This window comes from Bradyrhizobium sp. HKCCYLRH1030 (assembly GCF_051168395.1).
In the GTDB taxonomy this organism is placed as follows: Bacteria; Pseudomonadota; Alphaproteobacteria; order Rhizobiales; family Xanthobacteraceae; genus Bradyrhizobium.
In genome coordinates this window covers 20,685-47,330 of record NZ_JBNPUY010000021.1, presented here as the reverse complement: position 1 = coordinate 47,330, position 26,646 = coordinate 20,685, and the positions used below count along the sequence as shown (strand labels likewise).

20 protein-coding genes are annotated in these 26,646 nt (G+C 66.7%); 9 read left to right on the top strand and 11 right to left on the bottom strand.

All coding sequences use genetic code 11. The features are described from left to right. Nucleotides 1–681 precede the first annotated feature (681 nt). Entirely contained in the window at nucleotides 682–1,914 is a 1,233-nt protein-coding gene (locus ACQR1E_RS33200; protein WP_315717056.1) for an ABC transporter substrate-binding protein, read from the bottom strand. A gap of 269 nt (nucleotides 1,915–2,183) precedes the next feature. Here ACQR1E_RS33200 and ACQR1E_RS33195 point away from each other — a divergent pair, with 269 nt between their 5' ends. The 4 genes from ACQR1E_RS33195 to ACQR1E_RS33180 all read left to right on the top strand — a co-directional run bounded on the left by ACQR1E_RS33195 (nucleotide 2,184) and on the right by ACQR1E_RS33180 (nucleotide 6,332). Beyond that, a complete protein-coding gene (locus ACQR1E_RS33195) occupies nucleotides 2,184–3,323 on the top strand; it encodes an acyl-CoA dehydrogenase family protein (protein WP_316171972.1) in 1,140 nt (379 codons plus the stop codon). A 214-nt stretch (nucleotides 3,324–3,537) separates the two neighbouring features. Next, entirely contained in the window at nucleotides 3,538–4,707 is a 1,170-nt protein-coding gene (locus ACQR1E_RS33190; RefSeq protein WP_316172609.1) for an acyl-CoA dehydrogenase family protein, read from the top strand. Continuing rightward, a complete protein-coding gene (locus ACQR1E_RS33185) occupies nucleotides 4,707–5,363 on the top strand; it encodes a glutathione S-transferase family protein (RefSeq protein WP_315717059.1) in 657 nt (218 codons plus the stop codon). Before ACQR1E_RS33190 ends, ACQR1E_RS33185 begins: the two co-directional genes overlap by 1 nt. A 177-nt stretch (nucleotides 5,364–5,540) precedes the next feature. After that, nucleotides 5,541–6,332: a helix-turn-helix domain-containing protein gene (locus ACQR1E_RS33180; RefSeq protein WP_315827916.1), complete on the top strand. Its 792-nt coding sequence runs from the start codon at nucleotides 5,541–5,543 to the stop codon at nucleotides 6,330–6,332. Here the strand turns inward: ACQR1E_RS33180 and ACQR1E_RS33175 are convergent. Further along, entirely contained in the window at nucleotides 6,302–8,884 is a 2,583-nt protein-coding gene (locus ACQR1E_RS33175; RefSeq protein ID WP_434898065.1) for a cation-translocating P-type ATPase, read from the bottom strand. The genes ACQR1E_RS33180 and ACQR1E_RS33175 overlap by 31 nt on opposite strands. Before the next feature lie 186 nt (nucleotides 8,885–9,070). Here ACQR1E_RS33175 and ACQR1E_RS33170 point away from each other — a divergent pair, with 186 nt between their 5' ends. The 4 genes from ACQR1E_RS33170 (at nucleotide 9,071) to ACQR1E_RS33155 (ending at nucleotide 15,382) form a co-directional block, all read left to right on the top strand. Further along, nucleotides 9,071–9,937, top strand: a complete 867-nt coding sequence (locus ACQR1E_RS33170; RefSeq protein WP_315767746.1) for a 3-keto-5-aminohexanoate cleavage protein — start codon at nucleotides 9,071–9,073, stop codon at nucleotides 9,935–9,937. A 119-nt stretch (nucleotides 9,938–10,056) separates the two neighbouring features. Then, nucleotides 10,057–11,652, top strand: coding sequence for an AMP-binding protein (locus tag ACQR1E_RS33165; RefSeq protein ID WP_316171977.1), 1,596 nt, complete (start codon nucleotides 10,057–10,059; stop codon nucleotides 11,650–11,652). 140 nt (nucleotides 11,653–11,792) lie between these two features. Further along, nucleotides 11,793–13,409, top strand: coding sequence for an acyl-CoA carboxylase subunit beta (locus tag ACQR1E_RS33160; RefSeq protein ID WP_316185575.1), 1,617 nt, complete (start codon nucleotides 11,793–11,795; stop codon nucleotides 13,407–13,409). Between the two features lie 17 nt (nucleotides 13,410–13,426). After that, a complete protein-coding gene (locus ACQR1E_RS33155; protein ID WP_434898066.1) occupies nucleotides 13,427–15,382 on the top strand; it encodes an acetyl/propionyl/methylcrotonyl-CoA carboxylase subunit alpha in 1,956 nt (651 codons plus the stop codon). A 227-nt stretch (nucleotides 15,383–15,609) separates the two neighbouring features. Here ACQR1E_RS33155 and ACQR1E_RS33150 read toward each other — a convergent pair whose 3' ends face one another. The 5 genes from ACQR1E_RS33150 to ACQR1E_RS33130 all read right to left on the bottom strand — a co-directional run bounded on the left by ACQR1E_RS33150 (nucleotide 15,610) and on the right by ACQR1E_RS33130 (nucleotide 20,393). Beyond that, entirely contained in the window at nucleotides 15,610–15,972 is a 363-nt protein-coding gene (locus ACQR1E_RS33150; protein ID WP_315717065.1) for a response regulator, read from the bottom strand. Beyond that, nucleotides 15,959–17,341: a sensor histidine kinase gene (locus tag ACQR1E_RS33145; protein ID WP_316165647.1), complete on the bottom strand. Its 1,383-nt coding sequence runs from the start codon at nucleotides 17,339–17,341 to the stop codon at nucleotides 15,959–15,961. The genes ACQR1E_RS33150 and ACQR1E_RS33145 overlap by 14 nt, the downstream gene beginning before the upstream one ends. A 330-nt stretch (nucleotides 17,342–17,671) precedes the next feature. Continuing rightward, nucleotides 17,672–17,977: a c-type cytochrome gene (locus ACQR1E_RS33140; protein ID WP_315717067.1), complete on the bottom strand. Its 306-nt coding sequence runs from the start codon at nucleotides 17,975–17,977 to the stop codon at nucleotides 17,672–17,674. A gap of 12 nt (nucleotides 17,978–17,989) precedes the next feature. After that, nucleotides 17,990–18,739: a CBS domain-containing protein gene (locus tag ACQR1E_RS33135; RefSeq protein WP_316165645.1), complete on the bottom strand. Its 750-nt coding sequence runs from the start codon at nucleotides 18,737–18,739 to the stop codon at nucleotides 17,990–17,992. 91 nt (nucleotides 18,740–18,830) lie between these two features. Next, entirely contained in the window at nucleotides 18,831–20,393 is a 1,563-nt protein-coding gene (locus ACQR1E_RS33130) for an AMP-binding protein (protein ID WP_316165644.1), read from the bottom strand. A gap of 323 nt (nucleotides 20,394–20,716) precedes the next feature. Between ACQR1E_RS33130 and ACQR1E_RS33125 the strand changes: the two genes are divergently transcribed. Further along, nucleotides 20,717–21,904 (top strand): ABC transporter substrate-binding protein, encoded by a 1,188-nt coding sequence (locus ACQR1E_RS33125; protein ID WP_315717071.1) that lies wholly within the window; start codon nucleotides 20,717–20,719, stop codon nucleotides 21,902–21,904. 59 nt (nucleotides 21,905–21,963) lie between these two features. On the opposite strand, the gene ACQR1E_RS33120 is transcribed toward ACQR1E_RS33125, so the two are convergent. From ACQR1E_RS33120 to ACQR1E_RS33105, 4 genes are read right to left on the bottom strand one after another with little or no spacing between them, the layout of a single operon-like run. Beyond that, nucleotides 21,964–22,356, bottom strand: coding sequence for an MAPEG family protein (locus tag ACQR1E_RS33120; RefSeq protein WP_315717072.1), 393 nt, complete (start codon nucleotides 22,354–22,356; stop codon nucleotides 21,964–21,966). Nucleotides 22,357–22,382: 26 nt separating this feature from the next. Beyond that, nucleotides 22,383–23,465, bottom strand: coding sequence for a lipocalin-like domain-containing protein (locus ACQR1E_RS33115; RefSeq protein WP_434898064.1), 1,083 nt, complete (start codon nucleotides 23,463–23,465; stop codon nucleotides 22,383–22,385). Beyond that, nucleotides 23,455–25,917 (bottom strand): ABC transporter permease, encoded by a 2,463-nt coding sequence (locus tag ACQR1E_RS33110; protein WP_316165640.1) that lies wholly within the window; start codon nucleotides 25,915–25,917, stop codon nucleotides 23,455–23,457. Before ACQR1E_RS33110 ends, ACQR1E_RS33115 begins: the two co-directional genes overlap by 11 nt. Then, nucleotides 25,914–26,573 (bottom strand): ABC transporter ATP-binding protein, encoded by a 660-nt coding sequence (locus ACQR1E_RS33105; protein WP_315717075.1) that lies wholly within the window; start codon nucleotides 26,571–26,573, stop codon nucleotides 25,914–25,916. The genes ACQR1E_RS33110 and ACQR1E_RS33105 overlap by 4 nt, the downstream gene beginning before the upstream one ends. Between the last annotated feature and the right edge of the window lie 73 nt (nucleotides 26,574–26,646).

The following is a 26,646-nucleotide window of genomic DNA, read 5'->3' as shown; positions in this document are numbered from 1 at the left end:
CCCCGCGTTGACCGTTTCTTTCGAATGCCCATCGCAACCTCCTCATCGAGTGTTGCGACGACCAATTGAATCCGCCGCCGGCATTCCCTGCGCGATGGGTTGAACGCTTATACGCAGTCTCCCTGGTGCGCCGGCTTGTTGGCCACCATGGCGACAATGCGCTTGCGCGCATTGCGCTGGACACCAGCTTCGGGGTGTCAGGACGCTGCGACTTCACGTCCGCGAGCGATCGTTCGTCCGCGCCCTCGTGAGAAGACGCTGCGATCTCTCGCGGCCACCGCATCCCCGCCTCGCGTGTCGTGACGATCGCGCGCAACGCCCCTCTGCGGTGAGGCGGGATGTCGAGAGATGATCATGAATTCGGAAAAATAGCAAGAAGTTTTTGGATGGCAGAATGTTGCGTCACGGGCAGTCTGCTCCCCTCCCTCCTTGCGGGGAGGGGTCGGGGGTGGGGGTCCACGAAGACCGCTCGAAGTATTGGGGTGATGAGAAGGAATTGTTCTGGGGGGTGGTTGCGGCGCCGAAATGCGCTGTGCCCTTCACGGCCTTTGGAGTGCGGAGACCCCCACCCCCAACCCCTCCCAAGGGGGAGGGGAGCCGATCGTCGGCGTAGAGAGAGGGGGGCTCAAGCGATGCGGCGCGCCGTTGGACGATTCCGAGTGAGGCGCCGCAGCGACGCTGCTATCCCCCGACATCCGCGCTGATGATGTCGCCGAACAGATCCCACTTGCCGCCCTTGAACTGCATCATCTTGAGCTGCTCGATCGGGGCGAAATCGTTCGGGCCGGTGTTGACCTTGATGCCCGGGATCAGGGTATCCGGCGCGAAGTCCTTGAGGCTGGCGGCCTGCTTCATGACATTGTCGCGGGTGAGAGTGTCGCCGCACTGTTTCAGGGTCTGCACCATGGTCTGGGCCGCGGCATAGCCATAGGCGAGGTTGGCGTCGGAGATGTTGGCGCCCGGCATGTACTTGTCGATGAAGGCCATGAACTTCTTCATGCCCTCGTCGTCCTTCCACTGGGGGTCCGACGGATCCTTGAGATAGCCGGCGGACAGCACGCCCTCGGACGCCTCGAGGCCGGCCGGCTTCATCACCGCGCCGATCGAGATCGAGACGTCGGTCATCAGATGCATCGGCTTCCATTCCAATTCGGCGATCTTCTTGATCGCCTGCGCCGCGAATTTCGGCGTCGAGATGTTGACGAACACGTCGGCGCCGGTGCCCTTGAGCTTGACGATGTGGGAGTCGATCGACGGCTCGGTGGTCTCGTAGCTCTCCTCGGCGACGATCATGGTCTTGGCCTTGTCGCCGAGCACCTCCTTGATGCCGAGGACGTAGTCCTTGCCGAAATCGTCATTGGCATAGAAGATCGCGATCTTCGCGTTCGGCTTCTCCTTGAGGATGTACTTGGCGAAGATCCGCGCCTCGACGCGGTAGCTCGGCTGGAAGCCCATGGTCCAGGGGAATTCCTTCGGGTCGTTCCATTTGCTGGCGCCGGTGGCCAGGAACAGCTGCGGCACCTTCTTGGCGTTGTGATATTTCTGCACGGCGGTCTGGGTCGGCGTGCCCAGCGCGTTGAACACCAGGAACACCTCGTCGCTCTCGATCAGCTTGCGCACCTGCTCGACCGTCTTCGGCGGGCTGTAGCCGTCGTCATAGGAAATGAAGTTGATCCGGCGGCCGTTGATGCCGCCCTGATCGTTGATCATCTTGAAATAGGCCTCCTCGGTCTTGCCGATGATGCCGTAGGCCGAGGCCGGGCCGCTATAGGCCTCGACGTTGCCGATCCTGATCTCGGTGTCGGTGGCGCCGGTGTCGTATTTCTTTTGCGCAAGCGCGCTCTGGCTCGCCAGTACGGAAAAGGCGGCCGCGGCCGCGAATGAGAGCAGTGTCCTGGTCGTCATCGGCAACATTCCCTGGGCTTCCTCTGGTTGAATTTTCGTGATTGTCGTTCTTGTTCTTGGCTTGCGGCGATGGCGACCATGGAAGGCCGCTCACGGCAACGAGTGGGCAGATGTGTGCAATGCACTGTCTTGCGTCCAGGCGCTGGCCCCGGGAGGCCGGCCGGGCCGACCGGGCGCGCCGCAGGTGATTTTGCCGGTCAGCCACTCCACGCAAGTTGATGCGGGCGTTTCCGGCGCATCTTCGGAAGCGCACGAAGCAGGATGCTCCCGGCACCGCCATGACGAAAAGCCCGTTCTACACGGCCGAGCACGAGGCCTTCCGCGACGTCATCAAGCGCTTCGTCGACAAGGAGATCGCGCCGTTCGCGAGCGCGTGGGACGAGGCCGGAGAATTTCCGCGCGCGCTGTATCTGAAGGCGGCGGAGATCGGCCTGCTTGGGCTCGGCTTCCCGGAGGAATTCGGCGGCGTGCCGGCCGACCAGTTCATGAAGATCGTGTCGTCGCAGGAACTGGCGCGTGCGGGTGCCGGAGGCATCAGCGCCAGCCTGATGAGCCATACGATCGGCGCGCCGCCGATCGCGCGCGCCGCGCAGCCGCAGGTGAGGGCGCGCGTGCTGCCGGAGATTCTGGCTGGGCGCAAGATCTCGGCGCTGGCGATCACGGAGCCGAGCGGTGGCTCAGACGTTGCCAATCTCAGGACCCGGGCCGTCCGCAACGGCGATCACTATGTCGTCAGCGGCGAGAAGACATTCATCACCTCCGGGATGCGGGCCGACTACATCACGGTCGCGGTGCGCACCGGCGGACCGGGGCCGGCGGGCGTCAGTCTGCTGCTCGTGCCGGGCGACACGCCGGGGCTGACGCGCACCAAGCTCGACAAGATGGGCTGGTGGGCGTCGGACACCGCGACCCTGCATTTCGACGGCTGCCGCGTGCCCGTCGAGAACCTGATCGGAGAGGAGGGGCAGGGCTTCAAGCTGATCATGCACAATTTCAACAGCGAGCGGATGGGCATGGCGGCGAGCTGCACGGCCTACGCCCGTGTCTGCCTCGACGATGCGATTGCCTACGCCAAGGAGCGCCAGACCTTCGGCAAGCCGCTCGCGCAGCACCAGGTCATCCGCCACAAGCTGGTCGACATGGCGCAGCGCGTGGCGGCATCGCAGGCGATGCTGGAAATGCTGGCGTGGCGGCTCGAACAGGGCGACAATCCGGTCGCCGAGATCTGCATGATGAAGAACCAGGCGACGCAGACGATGGCCTACTGCGCCTCCGAAGCCGTGCAGATCTTCGGCGGCGCCGGTTTCATGCGGGGTGTCCGCGTGGAACGGATCTATCGCGAGGTCAAGGTCAACGCCATCGGCGGCGGCACCGAGGAGATCATGAAGGATCTGGCGAGCCGGCAGATGGGATTGTGACGCGCGCCTTCTCAGCACGTCATTCCGGGGCAGCCCGCAGAGCTGAACCCGGAATCTCGAGGTTGTTGCAACGAACGCAAAGCAATCTCTGGATTCCGGGTTCAAGGCCTGCGGCCTTGCCCCGGAACGACGAGCGTGACTCAGTCAAATGAGACCATATCGAGATTCCCGGTTCGGTCGCTCGCGATCGCCCCGGAATGACAGGGAATGAAACATGCTCTTCACCGCCGACCACGACGAACCGCGCCGCATCCTGCAGAAGTTCATCGCCGCCGAGATCAATCCTCACGTCGACGAATGGGAGGAAGCCGGCATCTTCCCCGCGCATGAGCTGTTCAAGAAGCTCGGTGACCTCGGCTTTCTCGGCCTCAACAAGCCGGTCGAGTTCGGCGGCCAGGGGCTCGACTATTCCTACGCGCTGATGATGGCGGAAGAGCTCGGCGCCATCAATTGCGGCGCGATCCCGATGGCGATCGGCGTACAGACCGACATGGCGACGCCGGCGCTGGCGCGGTTCGGCTCGGACGAGGTGCGCAAGGAGTTCCTGGCGCCCGCGATCTCAGGCGACTACGTCGCCTGCATCGGCGTCTCCGAGCCCGGCGCGGGCTCCGATGTCGCCTCGATCAAGACCCAGGCGCGCGGCGATGGCGACGACTACGTCATCAATGGCGGCAAGATGTGGATCACCAACGGCACCCAGGCCGATTTCATCTGCCTGCTCGCCAACACCAGCGACGGACCTGTCCATCGCAACAAGTCGCTGATCTGCGTGCCGATGAAGAGCAAGGGTGTGCAGGTCGCGCGCAAGCTCGACAAGATGGGCATGCGCTCGTCGGATACCGCGCAGATCTTCTTCGACAATGTCCGGGTGCCCAAGCGCAACCGCATCGGCGAGGAGGGGCAGGGTTTTACTTATCAGATGATGCAGTTCCAGGAGGAGCGGCTGTGGGCGGGCGCCGCCTGCCTGAAGGCGCATGAGTCCATCATCAACGCGACCATCGAGTACACGCGCAACCGCAAGGCCTTCGGTCGCTCGATCCTCGACAACCAGGTCGTCCATTTCAAGCTCGCGGAAATGCAGACCGAGGTCGAGCTGCTGCGCGCGCTGACCTACCAGGCCGCGGAGGCGCTGATCGCCGGCGAGGACGTGACGCGGCTCGCGACGATGGTGAAGCTCAAGACCGGCCGGCTCGGCCGCGAGCTCACCGACGCCTGCCTGCAATATTGGGGCGGCATGGGCTTCATGAACGAGACCCCGGTCAGCCGCGCCTATCGCGATTCGCGCCTGAGCTCGATCGGCGGCGGCGCCGACGAGGTCATGTTGACCATCCTGTGCAAGATGATGGGGACTTTGCCCGGCACCGGCAAAGCTGGGAGCGCCTGATGATCACGCTGTATCATTGCGACGGCGCCCGCTCGTTTCGCCCGTTGTGGATGCTGGAAGAGCTTCGACTTAACTATGAGTTGAAGATGCTGCCGTTCCCGCCGCGGGTGCTGGCGAAGGAGTATCTGGCGATCAATCCGCTCGGCACGATCCCGTTCATGATCGACGGCGAGACGAAAATGACGGAGTCCTCGGGCATCTGCCATTATCTCGGCATCAAGCACGGCCCGACGCCGCTGATGGTCGGGCCTGAGGAAAAGGACTACGGCGCGTTCCTGAACTGGATGTATTTCTCCGACGCCACGCTGACGTTCCCGCAGACGCTGGTATTGCGATACACTCAGCTCGAGCCGGAGGAGCGTCGCTCGCCGCAGGTCGCCACGGATTATGCCAAGTGGTTCCTGGGACGGCTGCGCGCCGTGGAGGCAGCGACCGCGAATGCCGAGTTCTTGTGCGCGGGTCGTTTCACCGCGGCCGACATCGTGATCGGCTATGCATTGCGTCTCGCAGACACGCTTGGGCTCGCCAAGGATTTTGGGCCGAATGTGGCTGCCTATTGGGTGCGATTGCAGCAGCGCGAGGGCTATCAGCGGGCACGCGCCGCCGAGCAGCGCGCGGGCGTGGAGCAGGGCATCGAGCCGCGGGTAAGGCCGTAGCTTTGGACACGTCATTCCGGGGCGATGCTCACGCGCGCCCCGGAATGACGATCATCTCGGATCGATGAGTTAACCGCGACAAAAATCGGCAATCGTCGCCGATGACAGGGGCGCGAATTGCGCTATGGTTCTTCTCCAAAGAAGCGGCCGACAGAGCCGCGCCTCAGGAGGAAGACCATGGATGTGACCCGCCGGGACTCCGGCCATCTCATGCTGATCACGCCCGAGCGCGTCTTCTACGCCGGGCTGCTCGGCCGTCCGCGCCAGCGCTGCTCGGGCGCGTGCCATATCTACGTCGCGCTCACCGGCAGCCTGCGGCTGATTCCCGACGGCGGCGAGGAGCGTCGCGGCGAGCTGCTGGTCGTGCCGCCCAACAGGCCGCACACGATCGAGAGTGATTATCGGACCGTCATCGTCGTAACGATCGAGCCGGAGAGCGTGCCGATCGGCACCTTGGATCGCTTCGCGAGCAAGGTCACCCGCGAGGCGGAGGCCTATGCTGGCCGCATCCGCGCCGCCTATGAGGAGCTGGTGCAGCGGCCGCTGAGCGGCGACGTCACCAGCGCCGTGTTCGACCGGCTGTGCTTCGGCGAGGTGCTGCCGCAGCGGACGCTCGATCCCCGCGTGGTCAAGGCGATCGGCCTGATCAGCCGCTTCTCCGGCGAGCCGGCCACGGCCGAGAGCTGCGCCGCCGCCGTCGGGCTCTCGACGTCGCGCTTCCTGCATCTGTTCAAGGAGGAGACCGACATCTCCTTCCGCTCGTTCCGCGCCTGGAAGCGCGCGCGGCATCTGCTCAACTACGCCAACCAGGACCTCAACCTGGCGCATCTCGCGCAGGACATCGGTTATCCGGATTCCACGCATTTCAGCCACTCAATCCGCCGCTTCTACGGGCTGAAGCCGCGCGCGATCTTCTCCGGCTCGCGCGATCTCGCGATCTACCGCGCCGGCGAGGTCGCCTTGACCTGACCTTTCCTGGCTGCGTGCCGCGCGAGCGCGGCGCGCAGCGGAAACTTCGACAGTTCGAGCAGGATCAGCGTGGTCAGCGCGGCTGTCGCGGTCAGGGCGAGATCGTCGGCGTGCAGCGGTCCGAACCGGAACAGCGCCGCGGCGGCGGGCAGCGTCAGGCTGGTCGCGAGCACGGCGACGACGAAGCCGATCACCAGCAGCAGCATGCGGTTCGGCCGCAGCAGCGCCTCGCGCAGCGAGCTCGAGAACGAGCGGTTGACGAAGATCAGGCTGACGATCACCGACACCAGGGTGAAGAACACCAGCGCGCGGAGCTCGTCGTCCGGCATGCCGTTGCGGTGTGCCAGCAGCAGGACGCCGCCCGTGGTGAGCATCGCCAGGATGCCCTGCAGCGCCCCCCACAGCACCAGCGGCCGCGGCAGCAATGGCTCCTGCGGATCGCGCGGCGGCCGCCGCATGATGTCGCTTTCCTCGGTCTCGGCCTCGAACACCAGCGAGCAGACGGGATCGATGATCATTTCGAGAAAGGCGATGTGCACAGGTCCGAGCAGCAGCGGCAGGCCCGTGACGAGCGGCAGCAGCGCCAGCCCGGCGATGGGAAAGTGCACGGCGAGGATGAAGCTCATCGCCTTGCGCAGATTGTCGTAGATGCGCCGGCCGAGCCGGATCGCCTTGACGATCGAGCCGAAATCATCGTCGAGCAGCACGATCGCCGAGGCCTCGCGCGCGACGTCGGTGCCGCGGCCGCCCATCGCGATGCCGATATGCGCGGCCTTGAGCGACGGCGCGTCGTTGACGCCGTCGCCGGTCATCGCGACGATCTCGCCACAGGCCTTGAGCGCGGTGACGATGCGCAGCTTCTGCTCCGGCATGATGCGCGCGAACGCCGTCGGCGCGCGCGCCGCAAGCGCCAGGGCGTCGTCGTCGAGATCGGCAAGCTCGGGGCCCGCGATGACGCGCTCGGGATCGATCCCGGCCTGCCGCGCAATGGCGGTGGCCGTCGCGGGATAGTCGCCGGTGATCATGATGACGCGGACGCCGGCGGAGCGGCACTCGGCGACGGCATCCTTCACCTCCGGACGCAGCGGGTCGGCGAAGCCGACGAGACCGCGGAACGAGAACGCGAAGTCCTGCTGTGTGTCGGGGAGCGCCTCGCCGCTCCAGCTCGCCTGGGCGACGCCGAGCACGCGCAGGCCCTCGGCGGCGAGCGTCTCGACGCGCGCCTGCAGCGCCGCCAGCTCGTCACCGTCGACGCCGCAGAGCGATGCGATCGCTTCCGGCGCGCCCTTGGCCGCCACGACGCCGGCGCCGTCGCGCGACCAGACGTTGGTCATCGCCAGCAGGTCGGGGCGCAGACCGTAGCGCCGCTGCAACGTGGCGCCCGCGGTGGCGTCGGCGCCGAGCGCGTGCAGCGCCTGCTCCATCGGATCATGCGACTGCGGGTCGCAGGCGAGCACGGCGGTGGCGACGAGATCGCGGAAGGGCGGTGTGATGGCGTCCGGCGTCGCCGTCGCAGGCTGCAGCGCGCCGCCGTCCGGCAGCACCAGCCTGGCCACCATCATGCGGTTCTGCGTCAGCGTGCCGGTCTTGTCGGAGCACAGCACGGTGGCGGCGCCGAGCGATTCGATCGCCGAAGCGCGCCGCGTCAGCACCCGCGCCTGCGAGATGCGCCAGGCGCCCATCGCCAGAAACACCGTCAGCACCACCGGGAATTCCTCCGGGAGCATCGACATGCCCAGCGCGATGCCGGCGAGGATTCCCTCCAGCCAGCCGCCGCGGTACACCGCATAGAGCACGACCGTGACCGCAACCACGATGGCGCCGGCGATCGCGAACGCCAGCACCAGGCGCCGGGTCTGCTGCCGCAACCGCGGCGTCTCGGTCTCCAGGGCGGTCACCGACTGGCCGATCCTGCCGATCGCCGTGTGCGGCCCGGTCGCCATCACCTCGGCAATGCCGCCGCCGCGCACCACCAGGCTGCCGGAGAACACGAAGGGCTGGTCGTCGCCGCCGGCCACGGTTGCCGCGTCCATCGCTTCGCCGGCGGCCGGCCGCTTGCGCACCGGCACGGATTCGCCTGTCAGCAACGATTCATCTGTCAGCAGATCGTCGCATTGCCGCAGCACCGCATCGGCTGCGACGCGATCACCTTCCGCCAGCACGATGAGATCGCCGCGCACCACCTCGCGGCCGGCGATGCGGATGCGCTCGCCGTCGCGGATCACCAGGGCGCGCGGGCTTGACAGGTCGCGCAGCGATTCCAGCACGCGCTCGGTCCGCGCCTCCTGCACGATGGTGATGAAGACGGAGGCCGAGGCGAACACGCCGAGCAGCATCGCTTCCGCCGCGTCGCCCAGCGCGAGATAGATGCCGGCGCCGCCCAGCAGCAGGAGAAGCATCGGTTCCTTCAGAACGTCGGCGACGAGGCGCAGGATCGAGCGCGAGCCCGGTTGCGGCAGCTCGTTGAAGCCTTCCGTCCGCAGCCGGCGCGCTGCCTCCGCCGCGCTCAAGCCATTGGGAAACATCGGCGCAGGTTGTGGGTCGATCGACATTGCACGCCCGTGAGGAGAAGCAGGAACCGCTTAGCGCCGTTTCCGGCCGCGGACTTGATGCAAAGCAATATCCGGTTGCGCCGCATGTCACCAGCGAGTCAACGCAAGCAGATCCCGGCGTGCGGCCGTCATATACGGACCCTGTCAGCACAGCGCCGCCTGCGCGCAGCCCATCGAACGAGTGCCATGAGCGACAAAGCCGTCATCACCTGCGCGCTGAACGGCGTGCTCACCGATCCCAGGCAGCATCATGTGCCGGTCACGCCCGAGGAGATGGCGCGCGAGGCGCGGCGCGCCTATGACGCTGGTGCTGCGATCATGCACATCCATCTGCGCCAGCAGGCGCCGGGCAAGGGGCATCTGCCGTCCTGGGACGTCGACGTCTCCCGCGAGATCCAGCAGGCGATCCGGGAGGCCTGTCCCGGCGTGATCATCAATCACACCTCGGGCGTGTCGGGACCGAACTATCAAGGCGCGCTCGACTGCATCCGGCAAACCCGGCCGGAGATCGCGGCCTGCAATGCCGGCTCGCTGAACTATCTGAAGGTCAAGGCCGACAACAATTGGGCCTGGCCGCCGATGATGTTCGACAACTCGGTCGAGAAGATCCAGGACTATCTCGCCGCGATGAAGGACGCGCACACGATCCCGGAATTCGAATGCTTCGATGTCGGCATCGTCCGCTGCGTCGGCATGTATCGCCAGGCCGGCATGTATGACGGCCCGCTCGAATACAACTTCGTGATGGGCGTCGCGTCCGGCATGCCGGCCGATCCCGAGCTGCTGCCCATCCTGCTCAAGCTGAAGCTGCCGGAAGCGCACTGGCAAGTCACGGCAATTGGCCGGGCGGAGATCTGGCCGCTGCACCAGCGCTGCGCCGAGCTCGGCGGCCATCTCCGCACCGGGCTGGAGGACACGTTCTATCTCGCCGACGGCACCAAGGTGACCTCGAACGGCCAGCTGATCGAGGCCATCGCGGCGTGCGCGCGGCGCGCCGGCCGCGAGATCGCAAGCCCGGCCGAGGCGCGGCAGATGTTCGGCACGGTGAACTGACGCAGGCAGACGCCGTCATTGCGAGCGCAGCGACGCAATCCAGAGTTCTGCACGACGCCCTGGATTGCTTCGTCGCCTTCGGCTCCTCGCAATGACGTGAATGGGGAGGGAACAGACCAATGACCAATCTCGACGCCACCGGCGGCGTGTCCGGTCCCGGCCGCATCGGCCGGGTTGCGATCGGCGACCTCCTGAAGCGCGCGGCGCGCCGCTTTCCCGAGCGGGTGGCGATCACCGATGGCGCCCGTCAGGTGACGTTCACCGAGCTCGAGCGCGATGCCAACCGGTTTGCGAACCATCTCGTCGCCAAGGGGCTGAAGCCGGGCGAGAAGATCTCGACCGTCTGCAACAACTCGATCGAGTTCGTCAAAGCGCTGTTCGGCATCCATCGCGCCGGTCTCGTCTGGGTGCCGATCAATACGATGCTCGGGCCCGCCGACATGGATTACATCCTCGGCCATGCCGAGGTGCGCTTCGCGCTCGTCGATGACAATCTGTTTGCGCAGCCGGAGCGGCGGGCGGCGCTGGAACAGCGCGGCGTCGAGCTGGTCGCCGTCGATCTCACCGGCACGGCGAGGACCGCGGGGCTTGCCAGCTTCGCCGACCTCATCCAGGGGCATTCGGACGTCGAGCCCGAGATCGAGATCAACGATCGCGATCTCGCGATGATCATCTACACGTCGGGCACGACGTCGCGGCCGAAGGGCGCGATGCACTGTCACCTCGCCGTGGTGATGGCCGTCATGAGCAACTGCATCGAGATGCAGCTCTCGCGCGACGACGGCATCACCGGGCAGTTCCCGCTGTTCCACTGTGCCGGTCACGTGCTGCTGCTCAGCTATCTCTCGGTCGGCGGCCGCATGGCGCTGATGCGCGGCTTCGACCCGGTCGCCTGCATGGAGGCGATCGTACGCGATCGGCTGACCGTGTTCGTCGGTCTGCCGCTGATGTACCAAGCCATCCTCGATCATCCGCGGCGGAAGGAGTTCGATCTTTCGCATCTGCGCACCTGCCTCTACACCATGGCGCCGATGGGCCGGCCGCTGCTGGAGCGCGCGATCAAGGAGCTGTGTCCGAACTTCGCGCTGACCAGCGGTCAGACCGAGATGTATCCGGCGACGACGATGTCGCGGCCCGAGGTCCAGCTCGACCGCTTCGGCAACTACTGGGGCGAGTCGCTGTTCGTCAACGAGACCGCCATCATGGACGATGCCGGAAATCTGCTGCCGCCCGGCGAGATCGGCGAGCTGGTGCATCGCGGGCCCAACGTGATGTTGGGCTACTACAAGGATCCGAAATCGACCGAGGACGCCCGCAAGTTCGGCTGGCACCACACGGGCGACCTCGCGGTCATCGACAAGGGCGAGGTGCTGTTCCTCGATCGCAAGAAGGACATGATCAAGTCCGGCGGTGAGAACGTCGCCTCGGTCAAGATCGAGGAGACCCTGCTGGCGCATCCGGCGGTGCAGAATGCCGCCGTCGTCGGCCTGCCGCATCCGCAATGGGGCGAGGCCGTCTCGGCCTTCGTCAAGCTCAAGCCCGGCGCGCGGGCCAGCGAGACCGAGCTGCTCGAGCACTGCCGCAATTCGCTTGGCGGCTTCCAGGTGCCGAAGCTGGTGCGGGTGCTCGAGGAGATGCCGATGACGGCCACCGGCAAGCTGCGCAAGGTCGAGCTGCGCCAGGCCTATGGCGAGCATTTCGCGAAGAGCGCGTGAGCCGTATCAACGACTTCCGCCGTCATTCCGGGATGGCCCGAAGGGCCAGGCCCGGAATCCATAATCACCATCGGGAGTATGGATTCCGGGCTCGCGCTCCGCGCGCCCCGGAATGACGGCCAAAAGAGAGAACCTCGTTCGTGGCAGTGATCGACAACACCATCTCTCCCGCCGGCGCGGCCTTCCAAGCCAACCGTGACGGCATGCTCGACCTGATCGCGCGGATGCGCGATCTCGAGGCGCGCACGCGCAATGCCTCGGCGGCGGCAAAGGAGCGCTTCCATCAGCGCGGCCAGTTGTTGCCGCGCGAGCGCGTCGCCTTGGTGCTCGATCCCGGCGCGCCGTTCCTGGAGCTATCGACGCTTGCCGGCTACATGTTCGATACGCCGGACCCGGCCAAGAGTGTGCCGGGCGGCGGCGTCGTCGCCGGCATCGGCTTCGTGTCCGGCGTGCGCTGCATGGTCTCGGCGAACGACGCCGGCATCGATGCCGGCGCGCTGCAGCCTTACGGCCTCGACAAGACCCTGCGCGTGCAGGAGCTGGCGCTGGAGAACAAGCTGCCCTACGTGCAACTGGTCGAGAGTGCCGGTGCCAACCTGCTGCGCTACCGCGTCGAGGATTTCGTCCGCGGCGGCAACATCTTTCGCAATCTGGCGCGGCTCTCGGCGGCGGGCCTTCCGGTCGTCACCGTGACGCATGGTTCGTCGACCGCGGGCGGCGCCTATCAGACCGGATTGTCCGACTACATCGTGATGGTGCGCGGACGCACCCGTGCCTTCCTCGCCGGGCCGCCGCTGTTGAGGGCCGCGACCGGCGAGATCGCCACCGAGGAGGAGCTCGGCGGCGCCGAGATGCACACCTCGATCTCCGGGCTCGGCGACTATCTCGCCGAGGACGATCGCGACGCGCTGCGCATCGCGCGCGAAATCATGGGCAAGCTCAACTGGGACCGGCCATCGCAGGAGTCGTCGCCGGTACAGCCGCCGCGCTACGATCAGGAGGAGCTGCTCGGCATCATGCCGCTCGACCACAAGCGCCCCGTCGACATGCGCCAGGTCATTGCGCGCATCGTCGACGACAGTGACTTCGTCGAGATGGCGCCGAACTACGGGCCTGCGACGGTGTGCGGCCATGCCCGCATCGAGGGCCAGGCGATCGGCATCGTCACCAACAATGGCCCGCTCGATCCGGCGGGCGCCAACAAGGCGACGCACTTCATCCAGGCCTGCTGCCAGACGCGCACACCGATCCTGTATCTCAACAACACCACCGGCTACATGGTCGGCCGCGCCTATGAGGAGGCCGGCATGATCAAACACGGCTCCAAGATGATCCAGGCGGTGACGTCGGCGACCGTGCCGCAGATCACGATCTATTGCGGGGCCTCGTTCGGGGCGGGCAATTACGGCATGTGCGGCCGCGGCTTCCACCCGCGCTTCTGCTTCTCCTGGCCCAACGCCAAGACCGCCGTGATGGGTGGTGAGCAGGCGGCGGAGACGATGGCGATCGTGACCGAAGCGGCCGCAGCGCGCCGCGGCAAGCCGGTGGAACGCGAGAAGCTCGACGCCATGAAGGCGCAGATCATCGGCGTGTTCGACAGCCAGATGGACGTGTTTGCGACTTCGGCGCGCGTGCTCGACGACGGCGTGATCGATCCGCGCGACACCCGCGCGGTGCTGTCGGAGGTGCTGGCGATCTGCCGCGAGGCGGAAGCGCGGCAGCCGCAGCGCATGCAGTTCTCGGTGTCCAGGCCATGAGCGGAGAGATGACGGGAATGCAACGCAGGCCGTTCCACAAGGTGCTGATCGCCAACCGCGGCGAGATTGGCTTGCGGATCATGCGCACCGCGCGCCGGCTCGGCTACGGCGTGGTCGCAGTCTATTCCGATGCAGATTTTGAGGCGCCGCATGTCCGGCTCGCCGATCAGGCGGTCCGCATCGGCGCGCCGCCGCCGGCACAGTCCTATCTCAACATCGCAGCGATCATCGCCGCCGCAAAGGCGACGGGCGCGGATGCCGTGCATCCCGGTTATGGCTTCCTCGCCGAGAACGAGGATTTTGCGCAAGCGTGCAAGGAGGCCGGTCTGGTGTTCATCGGGCCATCGCCCGAGGCGATCAAGGCGATGGGCAACAAGGCCGGCGCCAAGGTGATCATGAGTTGCGCCGGTGTGCCCTGCGTACCCGGCTATCAGGGGGAGGACCAGGGCGACGACGCGATGCTGCGCGAGGCGCGCCGCATTGGTTTCCCGGTAATGATCAAGGCCGTCGCCGGTGGCGGCGGCCGCGGCATGCGGCTCGTGACAGACGCCGGCGCGTTCCCCGATTTGCTGCGCAGTGCGCGCTCCGAAGCGGCCGCCGCGTTCGGTGACGGCACCGTCATCCTGGAGAAGGCGATCGCCAATCCGCGCCACATCGAGATCCAGGTGTTCGGCGATCGGCACGGCAATGCCATCCATCTCGGCGAGCGCGACTGTTCGGTGCAGCGCCGGCACCAGAAGCTGATCGAGGAGGCGCCGTCGCCCGCGGTCGGGCCGGAGCTGCGCGTGCGCATGGGCGCCGTGGCGGTGCAGGCGGTGAAGGCGCTCGGATATGAGGGCGCCGGCACCCTGGAATTCCTGCTCGACGGCGACGGCCAATTCTACTTCATGGAGATGAACACGCGGCTGCAGGTCGAGCATCCCGTGACAGAGGCACTGACGGGACTCGATCTCGTCGAATGGCAATTGCGCATCGCCGCGGGCGAGCCCCTGCCGTTGCGCCAGGAGCAGATCAGCTTCTCGGGTCACGCGATCGAGGTGCGACTGTGCTCCGAGGATGCGGCGCACGACTTCATGCCGCAGTCCGGGCGGATGACGCTGTGGCAGATGCCCGGGACGATCCGGGTCGAGCATGCGCTGGAGTCCGGCGCGGAGATCCCGCCCCATTACGATTCGATGATCGCCAAGCTGATCAGCCATGCTGCGACTCGTGAGGAGGCGCGCGCAAGACTGATCGCCGGATTGGAGCAGGCCATTGCCTTGGGCGTCCCGACCAACCGGGCCTTCCTCATGTCCTGCCTGCGGCATCCGGCCTTCTCCGCGGGCAAGGCGACCACCGCATTCATCGCGGCGCATCGTGACGAGCTGCGTGCGCCGGCGGTCGAAGCGGCAGACCTCTCGCTGGGTGCGTTGCTGCTCTCCGTCAGCCATCCGCTCGCGCATCCCGTCCGCCGCGGCCGCTCGCTCGCGGCAGCCTTCGCGACGCCGCTCCGGTTCGAGATCGCCGGTGAGGTGGCCGAGTGCGAGCTGCTGCGCGAGCGTGACGGAATCTATCGCGTGACGCGTGGCGATGCAGAGCATCGCTTCGAGATCGTGTCGCTCACGGATGATGCGATCCGCGTTCGTCACGCCGAGATCGTCGAGAGCGCGCGCTTCGTCCGCGACAACGATCGGCTGTTCGTCCAGCATCGCGACCAGACGCTGGCGCTGCGCGACGTGACGTTGGCGAGGCCGCAATCCTCAGCCGCTGGCGGCGGTGATGGCAGGGTTCGCGCGGCGTTGAATGGTCGTGTGGTCGCGGTGCTGGTGAAGCCGGGCGACAGCGTGGCTGTGGGACAGCCGGTGGTGACGCTCGAGGCGATGAAGATGGAGCACGTCCACACCGCCGGCATCGCCGGAACGGTGACCGCGATCGAGGTCGCCGAGGGCGACCAGGTGACGACGGGGCGGATCGTGGCGGAGATTGCGGCCTGACCGTCGGGCAGGTGGGCGTGAGTTGCCTGCCTGCGTCCTTTCAGGGCGCGACGTCGATGTGGATGGCCGGGACAAGCCCGGCCATGACGACGTGGAAACAGACGGTCGAAAGACGGAGACCGCCACAAGCGATTGCGCTGGCAGTTGCGGGGAGAGGTCGGCTTGTCTCGAAGATGCAACCGCTGCAGCCACGTCACGCGGAAGCTCGTCTCCCGCTGCAACAGACTTCACTGATGCAATTGCCGCTTCAGTGCGGCTACCAGCCGCGACGTCTGGAACGGCTTCGACAGCAGCGGTGCCGTGGCGAATTCTTCCGGGCATTGATCGACGGAATAGCCGGTGACGGCGACGAAGGGCACGCCGGCCGCGACCAAAGCGCGCGCGATCGGCGCCGATGTTTCCTGCCCGAGATTGACGTCGAGCACGGCGAGATCGCAGTGATTCCGCTCCAGCAGATGGAGGGCTTTGTGCACGGTCGCCGCCACGCCGACGACCGTGAATCCGGCGGCTTCGAGCTCGACCGCGAGGTCGAAGCCGATCATGGGATCGTCCTCGACGATCAGGAGATGAGTCTTCTCACTGTCGCGCATGATGACGGTCGCGGCAGAGGCGTTGCAGGGGGCACCTCAGGTGCCAGCGTAGTCCGGTCGGCAGGAACTCGACCTCGACCGTTCCATCCAGGCCGGCGCGTACCAGATCGGAAATCACCCGGCTTCCGAAGCCGGTGTGCTCCGGCGGCGCGACCTCAGGTCCGCCGCTTTCGACCCACGTCATGTCGAAGCTGTCGTCGATGCGCGTCCAGCGGACCGCGATCCGTCCCTCGTCGTTCGACAGTGCGCCATATTTGGCGGCGTTGGTGGCGAGCTCGTGGACTGCCATGCCGATCGACTGCGCGGCCTCCGGCGTCAGCTCGATCGGCGGCCCGTCGATCGCGATGCGGTCGCCGATCAAGTCGCTGAACGCCCCGAGCTGCGAGCGGACCAGGCCGCCGAGTGGAATGAAACGCCAATCGTTCTGGATCAGGAGATCCTGATTGCTCGCGATCGCCTGCAGGCGCTCCAGAAAGCGGTTGAGGTCGAGCTGGCGGCCGTGACGGGTCATCTGCCGGGCGATCGCCTGCACCAGCGACAGCAGGTTCTTGCTGCGGTGGTTCACCTCGGCCAGCAAGGTGCGCAACTGCTCCCTTGTCTGGCGCTTGTCGGTGATGTCACGCACGATCTTGGAGGCGCCGATGATGCGGCCGCTGGAGTCCCGGACCGGCGAGACCGTCACCGACACGTCGATGAGCGCCCCATCCTTGCGCAGGCGGATGGTCTCGAAATTGTCGATGATCGCGCCGGATAGGACGGTGGCGAGGATCCGGTCCTCCTCGGCCTGGCGCTCCTGCGGGATGATCGTGCGGATCGAGCGGTTGATCATCTCGCCTTCCGAGAAGCCGAAGATGCGTTCGGCGCTCTTGTTCCAGCTGGTGATCGTGCCGTCCAGCGTCTTGCTGACGACGCCGTCCGAGGACGAGGCGACGATGGCCGCGAGCATCGCCGCCGCACGCTCGGTCTTCTTCGACAGCGTGACATCGCGGATGACTTTGGAGATGCCGACAATCACGCCGGTGCTGCTGCGGATCGGCGAAAACGTGATGGAGACCTCGATCGGGCGTCCCTGCTTGGTCAGCCGGACGGTCTCGAAGCTCTCGATCGCTTCGCCCGCGTTGACCCTGGCGCGCAAGGCGCTCGCTTCTTCCGCCAGCTCGGGGGGGATGATCTCGGAGACGGATCTGCCGATCATTTCAGCCGCGGTGAACCCCAGCATCCGTTCGCTGGCCGCGTTCCAACTGCGGATGACGCCGTCGGCGGTGGTGCCGACAATGGCGTCGGCCGAGGACTCCACGATCGCCGCCAGATAGGCCGTATCGTCGTCGGTTACGCGTGGGGCGGGGGAGGCGCCGGGCATTCCGTGCACGTCGCAGGCTCCTTGCTAACAGGTCGGCAGAGAAGACGCCGTGCACCGGATTACCAACTTGTTTGTGTACAAATGCAAGGGCTATCTCGATCGCTGCTTGTTGTTGGTTTTTCCGGCAACGAGGACAGGACGATTTGCCGTCGGCAGACCCCCTTGGGGCCGTGCGACGTGCTCCAGCTCACGACGGCGAACACGGAGAACGCAGGCATGGGCGTTTTGTTCCAGGAGATCCTGCTAAATTGCCGCCGAACGTTCGGCGCCAGGGGTCCGCTTGCATCCGGACGCCGCCGACCGGGGGGCGGCTCAACCCATTGGCGAATGTCGCATCAACTACTTCCTCAGGCTGAGGATGTAGCCTGCCAGGTCGGCCGCATCATTCGCACTGAGCGGATTGTTGGCCATCGTCGCGTGGGGAAGCAGGAGGAACTTGGCCAGCATCTCCTTCGTCACGTCATCCCTGGCCGCGATGGCGACGAACGGCCGGGCGCGCCGGAACTTGGTCGGCTCTGTGGCCACGGCGTGGCAGGCGGCGCACCAGCGCTCGGCGAGCTGGCGGCCGTGATCGAGATCCTCGGCGGCCGCCGGGGCGGACAGCAGGACCAGCAGCAGCAGCGATGGTACGGAGGCACGTCGCACGCCCGGCTCTCCTCACAGCGGCTGGTCGTCGTCGGTCGACGGCTGGTCCTGCAGCGAGACGATGTCACCGCCGCCGAACTCGTCCTCTGGCGGCGGATAGACCCACATGTGGTCGCGCACGTTCCTGACGCCCTGGACGCTCTTGGCCGCCACGATCGCCGTGGCCCGCTCCTTCTCGCTGCGCACCGCGCCCGTGAGATGCGCGATACCGTTGCGGACGACGACGTTGAAGCGGCAATGCTTGCAGGCGGCCTGGTCGAGTGAATCGAGGATGGCGTTGCGGATCCCGTCATCGTCAGGGGTGGGGCCTGGAACGGCAGTGGCGAGGTCGGCCACGGTTTGCAGGAAATCCGTATGGGTCACCACGCCGGCCAGCCGGTCGCCACTCATCACAGGGAGACGCTTGATGTTGCGCTTCTCCATGATCTCGGCGATCTCCGCCAGGCTGGCATCGACGCTGACCGTGACCGGAGGCTGGCTCATGATGTCGCCAACCGTACGGCCGTGGGAATGGACGAAGTCGGCGCCGATGCGGCCGCGGCCGACCAGGAGGTCGAGCCAGCGGCCTTGCCTGCGTTCGGTGCCGAGCTCGGCGCGGCGCAGGAAATCACCGTCCGTGACCATGCCGACGAGCGTGCCGGACGCGTCGACCACAGGCAGCCCGCCGATGTGGTTGCGCAGCATGATCCGCGCTGCCTCGGCCACCGGGGTTCCGGGCGTCACCGCGATCACGGATCTGGTCATGATTTGATGAGCGCGCATGTCGTCGTCTCGTGCTGCGATCGCAATTGGCGGAGAATAGCTGCGCGGCACCGCGCGCGCTTGACCAGGATCAATCCGAGGTCGTGCCGCCCTACACGATCCTTGACGTCTTGTTGCCCCAATAGCGGTCGCGCAGCAGGCGCTTGTAGAGCTTGCCGGTCGGCAGCCGCGGCAGCTCCTTCTCGAAATCGATCGAGCGCGGCACCTTCTGCCGCGACAGCGACTGCCGGCAGAACGCGATCAGCTCCTCTTCCAGCTCGGGCCCAGGCATGATGCCCGACATCGGCTGGACCACCGCCTTCACCTCCTCGCCGAGATCGGGGTTGGGCACGCCGAATACGGCGGCATCGGCGACCTTCGGATGCGTGATCAGCAGGTTCTCGCATTCCTGCGGATAGATGTTCACGCCGCCGGAGATGATCATGAAGGTGGCGCGGTCGGTGAGATAGAGATAGCCGTCGGCATCGACATAGCCGACGTCGCCCACGGTGCTCATGCTGCCGTCGGCCGAACGGGCCTCCTTGGTGCGCTCGGGGTCGTTGAAGTACTCGAACGGCGATCCCGTCTTGAACCACACCGTGCCGGCCGTTCCTGTCGGGCACGGCTGCATGGTCTCATCGAGAATGTGCAGGTCGCCGAACAGCACCTTGCCGACGGTGCCGCGATGCGCGAGCCATTCCGCGCTGTCGCAGGCGGTGAAGCCGAGGCCTTCGGTGGCGCCGTAATATTCGTGGATGATCGGCCCCCACCATCTGATCATGTCCTCCTTGACCTGTGCCGGGCAGGGCGCGGCGGCATGGATCGCGACCTCGAGCGAGGAGAGATCATAGCGCGTGCGGATCTCTTCCGGCAGTTTCAACATGCGCGAGAACATCGTCGGCACCAATTGCGTATGCGTGATGCCCCATTGCTCGACCAGTTGCAGGTAGCGCTCGGGGTCGAACGTCTCCATGATGATGGCGGTGCCGCCGACGCGGATGGTGAGGTTGACCGCGGCCTGCGGCGCGGAGTGATAGAGCGGCGCCGGCGACAGGTAGATCATGCCTTCGCGGTAGCGCCACAGTCTTTCCAGGAAGTCGAAGATCGGAAGCTGCTGAACCGGCGGCTGCTCGGGCAGCGGCCGCAGGATGCCCTTCGGCCGGCCCGTGGTGCCGGAGGAGTACAGCATCGCGGTGCCGACGCATTCGTCGGCGATCGGCGTCGCCGGCAGGCCGGCCGTGGCCTCGGCGAGGCCGACGATCCGCTCGCTCTCGCCAAGTTCGTCCCGTCGGCCATCGGCGACGATGCAGAGCTCGATGTCGGGCGCCTGCTTCAGCGCCTCGCGCGCGACGTCGAGCTTGGCGAGGGAGGTGATCAGAAGCCGCGACCGGCTGTTATTGAGGATGTAGGCCAGCTCGCCGGGCGTGAGGTAGGAGTTCACGCAGGTGAAATACAGCCCGGAGCGCTCGCCGGCGCCGCACGCCTCCAGATAGCGGCTGTTGTTCTCCATGAAGATCGAATAGTGGTCGAGCCGCTTCAGGCCGCGTTGGCGGAACAGATGCGCCAGCCGGTTGCTGCGCGCCTCCAACTCGCGATAGGTCACCGCCTCGCCGGTCGAGGCCATGATGAAGGCAGGCTGCAATGGGCGCAGCCGGGCGTGCTTGCCGGTGTACATGTGTCCTCCTGCCGATGCGCGCAGCTCGCCGCGGCGCGGCGCGCAGGCGGGAGGAAGGCGCCTGCCGCGGCACCTCGGCATGGCGACGCGATGCAGACGGTGCTGCCTCACGCGTCCAGGCGGTTTCCTTCCCTGCGCACCATCCCGGCGGGACGGCTCGTTGTTTGGACGCGAATGTAGCGGAGGAGCCTGCGTCTCTCAACATGGCTGTCAGCCGATTGGCTGAGGCGGGAAGGGATGGGCGTGGCCGGGGTTCTGGCATAACATGAGCGCGCATTCCAACGAATGACATCTCAAGACCAAGACATGCGGGGAGAGACCATATGAAATCGGGTTTGCTGGCTTTTGCGGCCGTCGGTGCGCTGCTGGCGGCGGCGCCGGCGTCGGCGCAGGTCAAGATCGGCATCCTCAATGACCAGTCCGGCGTCTATGCCGACTACGGCGGCAAATATTCCGTCGAAGCGGCCAAGATGGCGATCGAGGATTTCGGCGGCGAGGTGCTGGGGCAGAAGGTCGAGCTGGTCACCGCCGACCATCAGAACAAGCCCGATCTCGCCTCGTCGATCGCGCGGCGCTGGTACGACACCGAGGGTGTCGACATGATCACCGAGCTGACGACCTCCTCGGTCGCGCTGGCGATCCAGGATCTGTCGAAGGAGAAGAAGAAGATCGACATCGTCGTCGGTGCCGCGACCTCGCGCATATCGGGCGATGCCTGCACGCCCTACGGCTTCCACTGGGCCTATGACACCCGCGCGCTCGCGGTCGGCACCGGCGGCGCGCTGGTCGAATCCGGCGGCGATACCTGGTTCTTCATGACCGCCGACTACGCCTTCGGCTATGCGCTGGAGAAGGACACCAGCGACATCGTGACGTCGAAGGGCGGCAAGGTGCTGGGCTCGGTGCGCATCCCGCTCAACTCGTCGGACTTCTCCTCCTTCCTGCTGCAGGCGCAGAGCTCGAAGGCCAAGATCATCGGGCTTGCCAATGCCGGCCTCGACACCACCAACTCGATCAAGCAGGCGGCCGAGTTCGGCATCGTCAAGGGCGGGCAGAAGCTCGCCGGCCTGCTGATGACCCTGTCCGAGGTGCATGGTCTCGGGCTGGAGGCGGCGCAGGGCCTGATCCTCACCGAAGGCTTCTACTGGGATCGCGACGACAAGTCCCGCGCCTTCAGCGAGCGCTTCATGAAGCGCACCGGCCGGATGCCGAGCATGATCCACGCCGGCACCTATTCCGCGACATTGTCCTATCTGAAGGCGGTGAAGGCCGCCGGAACCAAGGACTCCGATGCGGTGGCTGCGAAGCTGAAGGAGCTGCCGGTCGACGACGCCTTCGCGCAGGGCAAGGTGCTCGCCAACGGTCGCATGGTCCACGACATGTACCTGTTCGAGGTCAAGAAGCCGTCGGAATCGAAGAAGCCGTGGGACTACTACAAGCAGCTCGCCACGGTGCCCGGCGACAAGGCGTTCTTCACCGCCAAGGAGAGCGGCTGTCCGCTGACGAAGTGATCGTCACACTATCGCCGTCGTCGCGGCGAAAGCCGGGGCGACGGCGATGGGTGCAGCAATCAGCCGTGCAGCATCCGCCACAGGATGGCGATCAGCGCGCCGGCGAGGAGTACGGATGCGGCGAGCGCCTGCACGCCGAAACCGGGGCCGCGCTTCTCCGCGGCCTTCGCATAGGACACCATGTACATCGCGCGACCCGCGATCCAGACGAGGCCGATCAGGGCCGCGATCGGGTCGCTGACATAGATCGCGAACAGCCACAGCGCCGGCAGGAAGATCGGCATCCATTCCAGCGTGTTCACTTGCACGCGATAGGTGCGCTCGAAATCGAGATTGCCGGTGACGGCCGGCGCCTTGACGCCGAACCTGGCGCGCGCTTGCGCGACGCGGACCCCCATGTAGAAATACAGCATGAGCGCGAGCACGGTGACGAGTGCGGTGAAGTGATACATGCGCGGTTCCCCCTGATGACGGCTTGTTAATATCCCGTCAGCTCGAGATAGCCCACCCCGGTGTGGCTGCCCTTGAAGCTGATCGGTCCCTCCCAATATGGCACGCGGGTGCCCATCCAGGCCCTGGGGTTGAGCGGCGTCGAGTCGATGGCGATGCCGAGCGCTGATATCTCGACGCGCCAGCCGACCGGCAGCCTGCGCTCACCGATCGCAACGATATCCTTTGGCGTCATCACGATGCCCCCGGGGCCGAGCGCGCGCGAGACGCCGTCGGCCGTGATCCAGGTGCCGGACGTGTAGTCGCCATTGCCCTGCCGCATCCGGTACAGCATCAGCTTCTCGCCGCCGGAAAAATGCAGCGCGAACCAGTCCCAGCCGCTCTGGTCGGCGGCTAGCGGCTGGCTGCTCCATTCGCGGTCGAGCCAGGCCACGCCTGTTACCTCGACCGGCGTGTCGTCGAAATTGATCTGGCCGCGGGCGCGGTAGAACGGCTGGCTGTAATAGTAAGACGCCTGGCCGCGCTCGGATTTGCGGCTGTAGCCGCCGATGCCCTGCAGCACCACCGGACGGTCCGCCTCCAGATGCAGCGCGTAGGAGAAGTCCGGCCCGGCGGCCGTCATGTCGAGCGGCGCCAGCGATCGATCGTCGGTGGCGGCGGTGCCGCTCAGCAGCCAGTCATCGATCCAGGCCTGGAACGGCTTGGCCTCGACGCCGGCCTGGCCGACGCCGCCGCGCGCGAATTTCTCGGCGGAGCGATGGCTGTCCGCGCGCGTCACCGCGGCATGCGCCATCCAGAGCTGCTGATTGTCGAACCCCTCGGCTTGCGGCCCCGGCCGCGCCGCCGAGCGGAACAGGGTCCATTGCAGGCCATAGGCCTTGCCGCTGCTATCGCTGAGGTTTGCGGTGACGTACCACCACTCGATGCGGAAATCGTCGTGCGGCCCGTGATCCGCAGGGAAGCCGAACGCTCGTCCGGGCGTCACCGGTGCAAAGCCGTCGGCGCTGTCGCTCAGGCCCGCAAAGCCCTGTGCATGTGCGAGGCGCGGCAGGGCCAGCAGGCCGAGCCCGCCGATCAGGCCGCGCCGCGTGATCGTCGTTCTAGCGCTCAATGGTGAAGGTCCTGACCAGATCGGCCGGCTGCATCCGGGCCAGCCGCAGCACCGGCAGCAGCGAGGCGATCACCGCCGCGACCAGCGTGACGACCAGCAGCCGGATGAGCTGCAGCGGGAACACGTCGAACGGCAGCCGCCAGCCGAACGCTTTGACATTGACGATCGCGATCAGGCACCACGCCACGACGAGCCCGAGCGGCAGCGCGAGCAGCGCGGTCAGGCCGGCGAGCGACAGCGTCTTCAACAGCTCGACTTCGGCGAGCCGCCGTCGCGTCAGCCCGATGGCCCATAAGGGTGCGAGCTGCGGCAGCCGCGAGTTCGCCAAGGTCAGCAGGCTGGTCAGCAGCGCGATCGCGGCGACGCCCAGCGTGAAGGTGTTGAGCGCGCCGGTGACCGCGAAAGTGCGGTTGAAGATCTGCTTCGACTCCTGCTTCACGGTGGCCTGGTCGATGACGTTGCGGCCGTCCAGGCCGAATTTGTCGGTTAGCGCGCTGATCAGTCCCGGCACGTCGGGCGGCGCTGCGCGCACGGCCATGCGCGTGATGGGCGTCGCCGGGAAGCGGCGCGTCAGCGCGGCGACGTTGACCGTGATCTGGCCCTTGGGATTGCCGTAGTCGGCATAGATGCCGGCGATCGTGATGCGCCAGTCGCCGCCGGATGCGGGGAGGTCGATGCTGTCACCGACAGACAGATGGAGCCGGCGCGCCAACTGCTCGCTGACGAAGCCGGCGTCGCCGCGCACCAGCTGCTTCCAGGCGCTGTCGCCGGCCTGCAGCAGCGGCCAATGGTCGCGATAGGTGTCGTGATCGGGCAGGCCGAGAATGTCGATCGGCGCGCCCGCCAACTGCGTTTCGGCGCGTCCGCCCGGCAGAACGGCCTGGACATCGGGCCGCGCGCGCAGCCAGGTCTGGATGTCGCGCGCCTGCGCTTCATCCGCGGCGCTGACGTAGACGTCGGCGGCGAGCCGGCCATCGAGCCAGACCAGGAAGGTGCGGCTGAAGGTCTCGACCATCGTGGCGACGCCGACATTGACGGCGAGCGCGAGCAGCAGCGCCATCAGCGCCAGCGACAGGCCCGAGATCTGCTGGCGGCTGTCGGCCCAGAACCATTGCGCCAGCGCCGCGCGCGCGCCGCGCTCGCCGAGCCGCAGCACCAGCTCCAGGATCGCGGGCAGCAGCAGCGCCGCGCCGAGCATCATCGCCGCGAGCACGCCGAAGCCAGCCAGCAGCGACTGCCCGAGCCACAGCAGCAGGCCGGCGGCGACGAAGAAGGCGAGCGCGACCGCGCTCTGCAAGCGCAGCCAGCGCCGCTGCGCCTCCTGCCACGCATAGGGCTGCGCGGTGGAGAGGATCGGCAGCCGCATCGATTTGATCAGGCTGGTCGTCGCGGCCGCGAGCGCGCCGGCGATGCTGATGACGAGGCCCGCAAACCACCATTCCGGCTGCAGGCTGAGCTCGCCCGGCACCTGCGCGCCATACAGCCCGCGCAGCGATGCCGCCACGTTCGGCAGCAGCGCGGCGGCGATGACGTAGCCGCACACCAGCCCGACGAGCCCCGCCACCAAGGCAAAGGCGATGAGCTCGCCGATCAGCACGCCGTTGAGCTGGCGCGCCGACACGCCGCAGGCGCGCAAGGTGCGCAGCACCGGCAGGCGCTGCTCGAAGGCGAGGCCGATGGCGGAATTGACGATGAACAGGCCGACGACGAAGGACAGCAGGCCGAAGGCGGTGAGGTTGAGGTGGAAGCTGTCGGTCAGTCGCTCCAGGTCGGTCTCGGCCTCCGGCTGCACGAGCTGTAGCCGGCCGCCCGCGAACGACTGCAACGGCGGTCGTTGGACCGACGTCTTGCCGACCAGCAGCCGCGAAATCTGGCCGGGCCTGTCGAGAAGCCGCTGCGCGTCGCTGATATCGACCACGAGCACGCCGGGCGCGAGCTGCTGCTGCGCCATCAAGGGTGGCAGCAGGGCGTCGTTGCTGAGCCGCGGCGCCGTGCCGTCTTTCAGTCCGAGATCGGCCAGCGTCTCCGGCGAGATCAGCGTGCGATGTGGCGGTGTGAGAAAGGCCTCGAGCTCGCTGCGCCCGACCATCGGCGCATTGCCGACCTCCCGGGGGATGCTGAACGGCTCGATGCCGAGCAGCCGCACCGAATGGCCGTCGATCTGCACGCGGCCCTCGAGCACCGGCGACACCGGCCAGCCGGCGCGGCGCAATTCCGCGAACACGCTCTGCGGCAGCATCTTGCCGTCGGTCGCGACCAGCATCGGCGTGCGCGCGCCGCCGAAGATCGCCGCGGCGCGATCATAGGAGCTGCGCGCCTGCTGGTTCAGCGCCTGCACGCCGCTCCACAGCGCGGTCGCCGAGATCAGCCCGATCAGCAAGGTCGCGAGCTGCATCGGATGCCGGCGCCAGTGGCTGAGCAGCACGGCGAGAATCCACAGCGCGCGCCTCATGCGATGCGCCCACCATGCAGGTGGACGCGGCGGTCGAGCATCGCCGCGAGCCGCGCGCTGTGCGTCACCATCAGGAAGCCGCAGCCGGTGCGCGCGACGAGGTCGCGCGTCAGCGCCATCACCTCGTCGGCGGTGTCCTCGTCGAGATTGCCGGTCGGTTCGTCCGCGAGCAGCAGGGCCGGCTTGACCGCCAGCGCTCGGCCGATCGCGACGCGCTGCTGCTGTCCGCCCGACAGTTGCTCCGGATAGCGCTTGAGCAGCGACTTCAGCCCGAGCCGCTCGACGAGCTCGGTGTGCCACGCCGGATCATGCCGACCGGCCAGCCGCGCCTGGAAACTGAGATTGTCCTGAACCGACAGGCTCGGCACCAGATTGAACTGCTGGAACACGAGGCCGAGCCGCTCGCGCCGGACCGCCGCGCGTGCCGAATCGTCGAGCGCCCCGACCGAAACGCCGTCGAGCAGAATGTCGCCGCCGTCGGCGGCATCGAGCCCGGCGATGAGATGCAGCAGCGTGCTCTTGCCGGAGCCGGATTCACCGGTCAGCGCGACGCGCTCGCCGGAGGAGACGTCGAGGTCGACGCCACGCAGGACGTGGATCGGCTCGCCGCCGGATCGATAGGACTTGGTGAGATGACGGACGCTGAGCACGAGCATGATCGGGGTTGTTGCGTCACAACATAACAAGGGCCAACGCGAACATCACGCGCTCGTTCTTCATGACGCCCCC

Coding starts and splice junctions, on each gene's coding strand:
- ACQR1E_RS33195 (WP_316171972.1), top strand. CDS start 2,184: ATGACGAAAAGCCCGTTCTACACGGCCGAGCACGAGGCCTTCCGCGAC.
- ACQR1E_RS33180 (WP_315827916.1), top strand. CDS start 5,541: ATGGATGTGACCCGCCGGGACTCCGGCCATCTCATGCTGATCACGCCC.
- ACQR1E_RS33110 (WP_316165640.1), bottom strand. CDS start 25,917: ATGAGGCGCGCGCTGTGGATTCTCGCCGTGCTGCTCAGCCACTGGCGC.
- ACQR1E_RS33130 (WP_316165644.1), bottom strand. CDS start 20,393: ATGTACACCGGCAAGCACGCCCGGCTGCGCCCATTGCAGCCTGCCTTC.
- ACQR1E_RS33185 (WP_315717059.1), top strand. CDS start 4,707: ATGATCACGCTGTATCATTGCGACGGCGCCCGCTCGTTTCGCCCGTTG.
- ACQR1E_RS33170 (WP_315767746.1), top strand. CDS start 9,071: ATGAGCGACAAAGCCGTCATCACCTGCGCGCTGAACGGCGTGCTCACC.
- ACQR1E_RS33135 (WP_316165645.1), bottom strand. CDS start 18,739: ATGCGCGCTCATCAAATCATGACCAGATCCGTGATCGCGGTGACGCCC.
- ACQR1E_RS33155 (WP_434898066.1), top strand. CDS start 13,427: ATGCAACGCAGGCCGTTCCACAAGGTGCTGATCGCCAACCGCGGCGAG.
- ACQR1E_RS33175 (WP_434898065.1), bottom strand. CDS start 8,884: ATGTCGATCGACCCACAACCTGCGCCGATGTTTCCCAATGGCTTGAGC.
- ACQR1E_RS33105 (WP_315717075.1), bottom strand. CDS start 26,573: ATGCTCGTGCTCAGCGTCCGTCATCTCACCAAGTCCTATCGATCCGGC.
- ACQR1E_RS33120 (WP_315717072.1), bottom strand. CDS start 22,356: ATGTATCACTTCACCGCACTCGTCACCGTGCTCGCGCTCATGCTGTAT.
- ACQR1E_RS33200 (WP_315717056.1), bottom strand. CDS start 1,914: ATGTTGCCGATGACGACCAGGACACTGCTCTCATTCGCGGCCGCGGCC.
- ACQR1E_RS33150 (WP_315717065.1), bottom strand. CDS start 15,972: ATGCGCGACAGTGAGAAGACTCATCTCCTGATCGTCGAGGACGATCCC.
- ACQR1E_RS33190 (WP_316172609.1), top strand. CDS start 3,538: ATGCTCTTCACCGCCGACCACGACGAACCGCGCCGCATCCTGCAGAAG.
- ACQR1E_RS33165 (WP_316171977.1), top strand. CDS start 10,057: ATGACCAATCTCGACGCCACCGGCGGCGTGTCCGGTCCCGGCCGCATC.
- ACQR1E_RS33125 (WP_315717071.1), top strand. CDS start 20,717: ATGAAATCGGGTTTGCTGGCTTTTGCGGCCGTCGGTGCGCTGCTGGCG.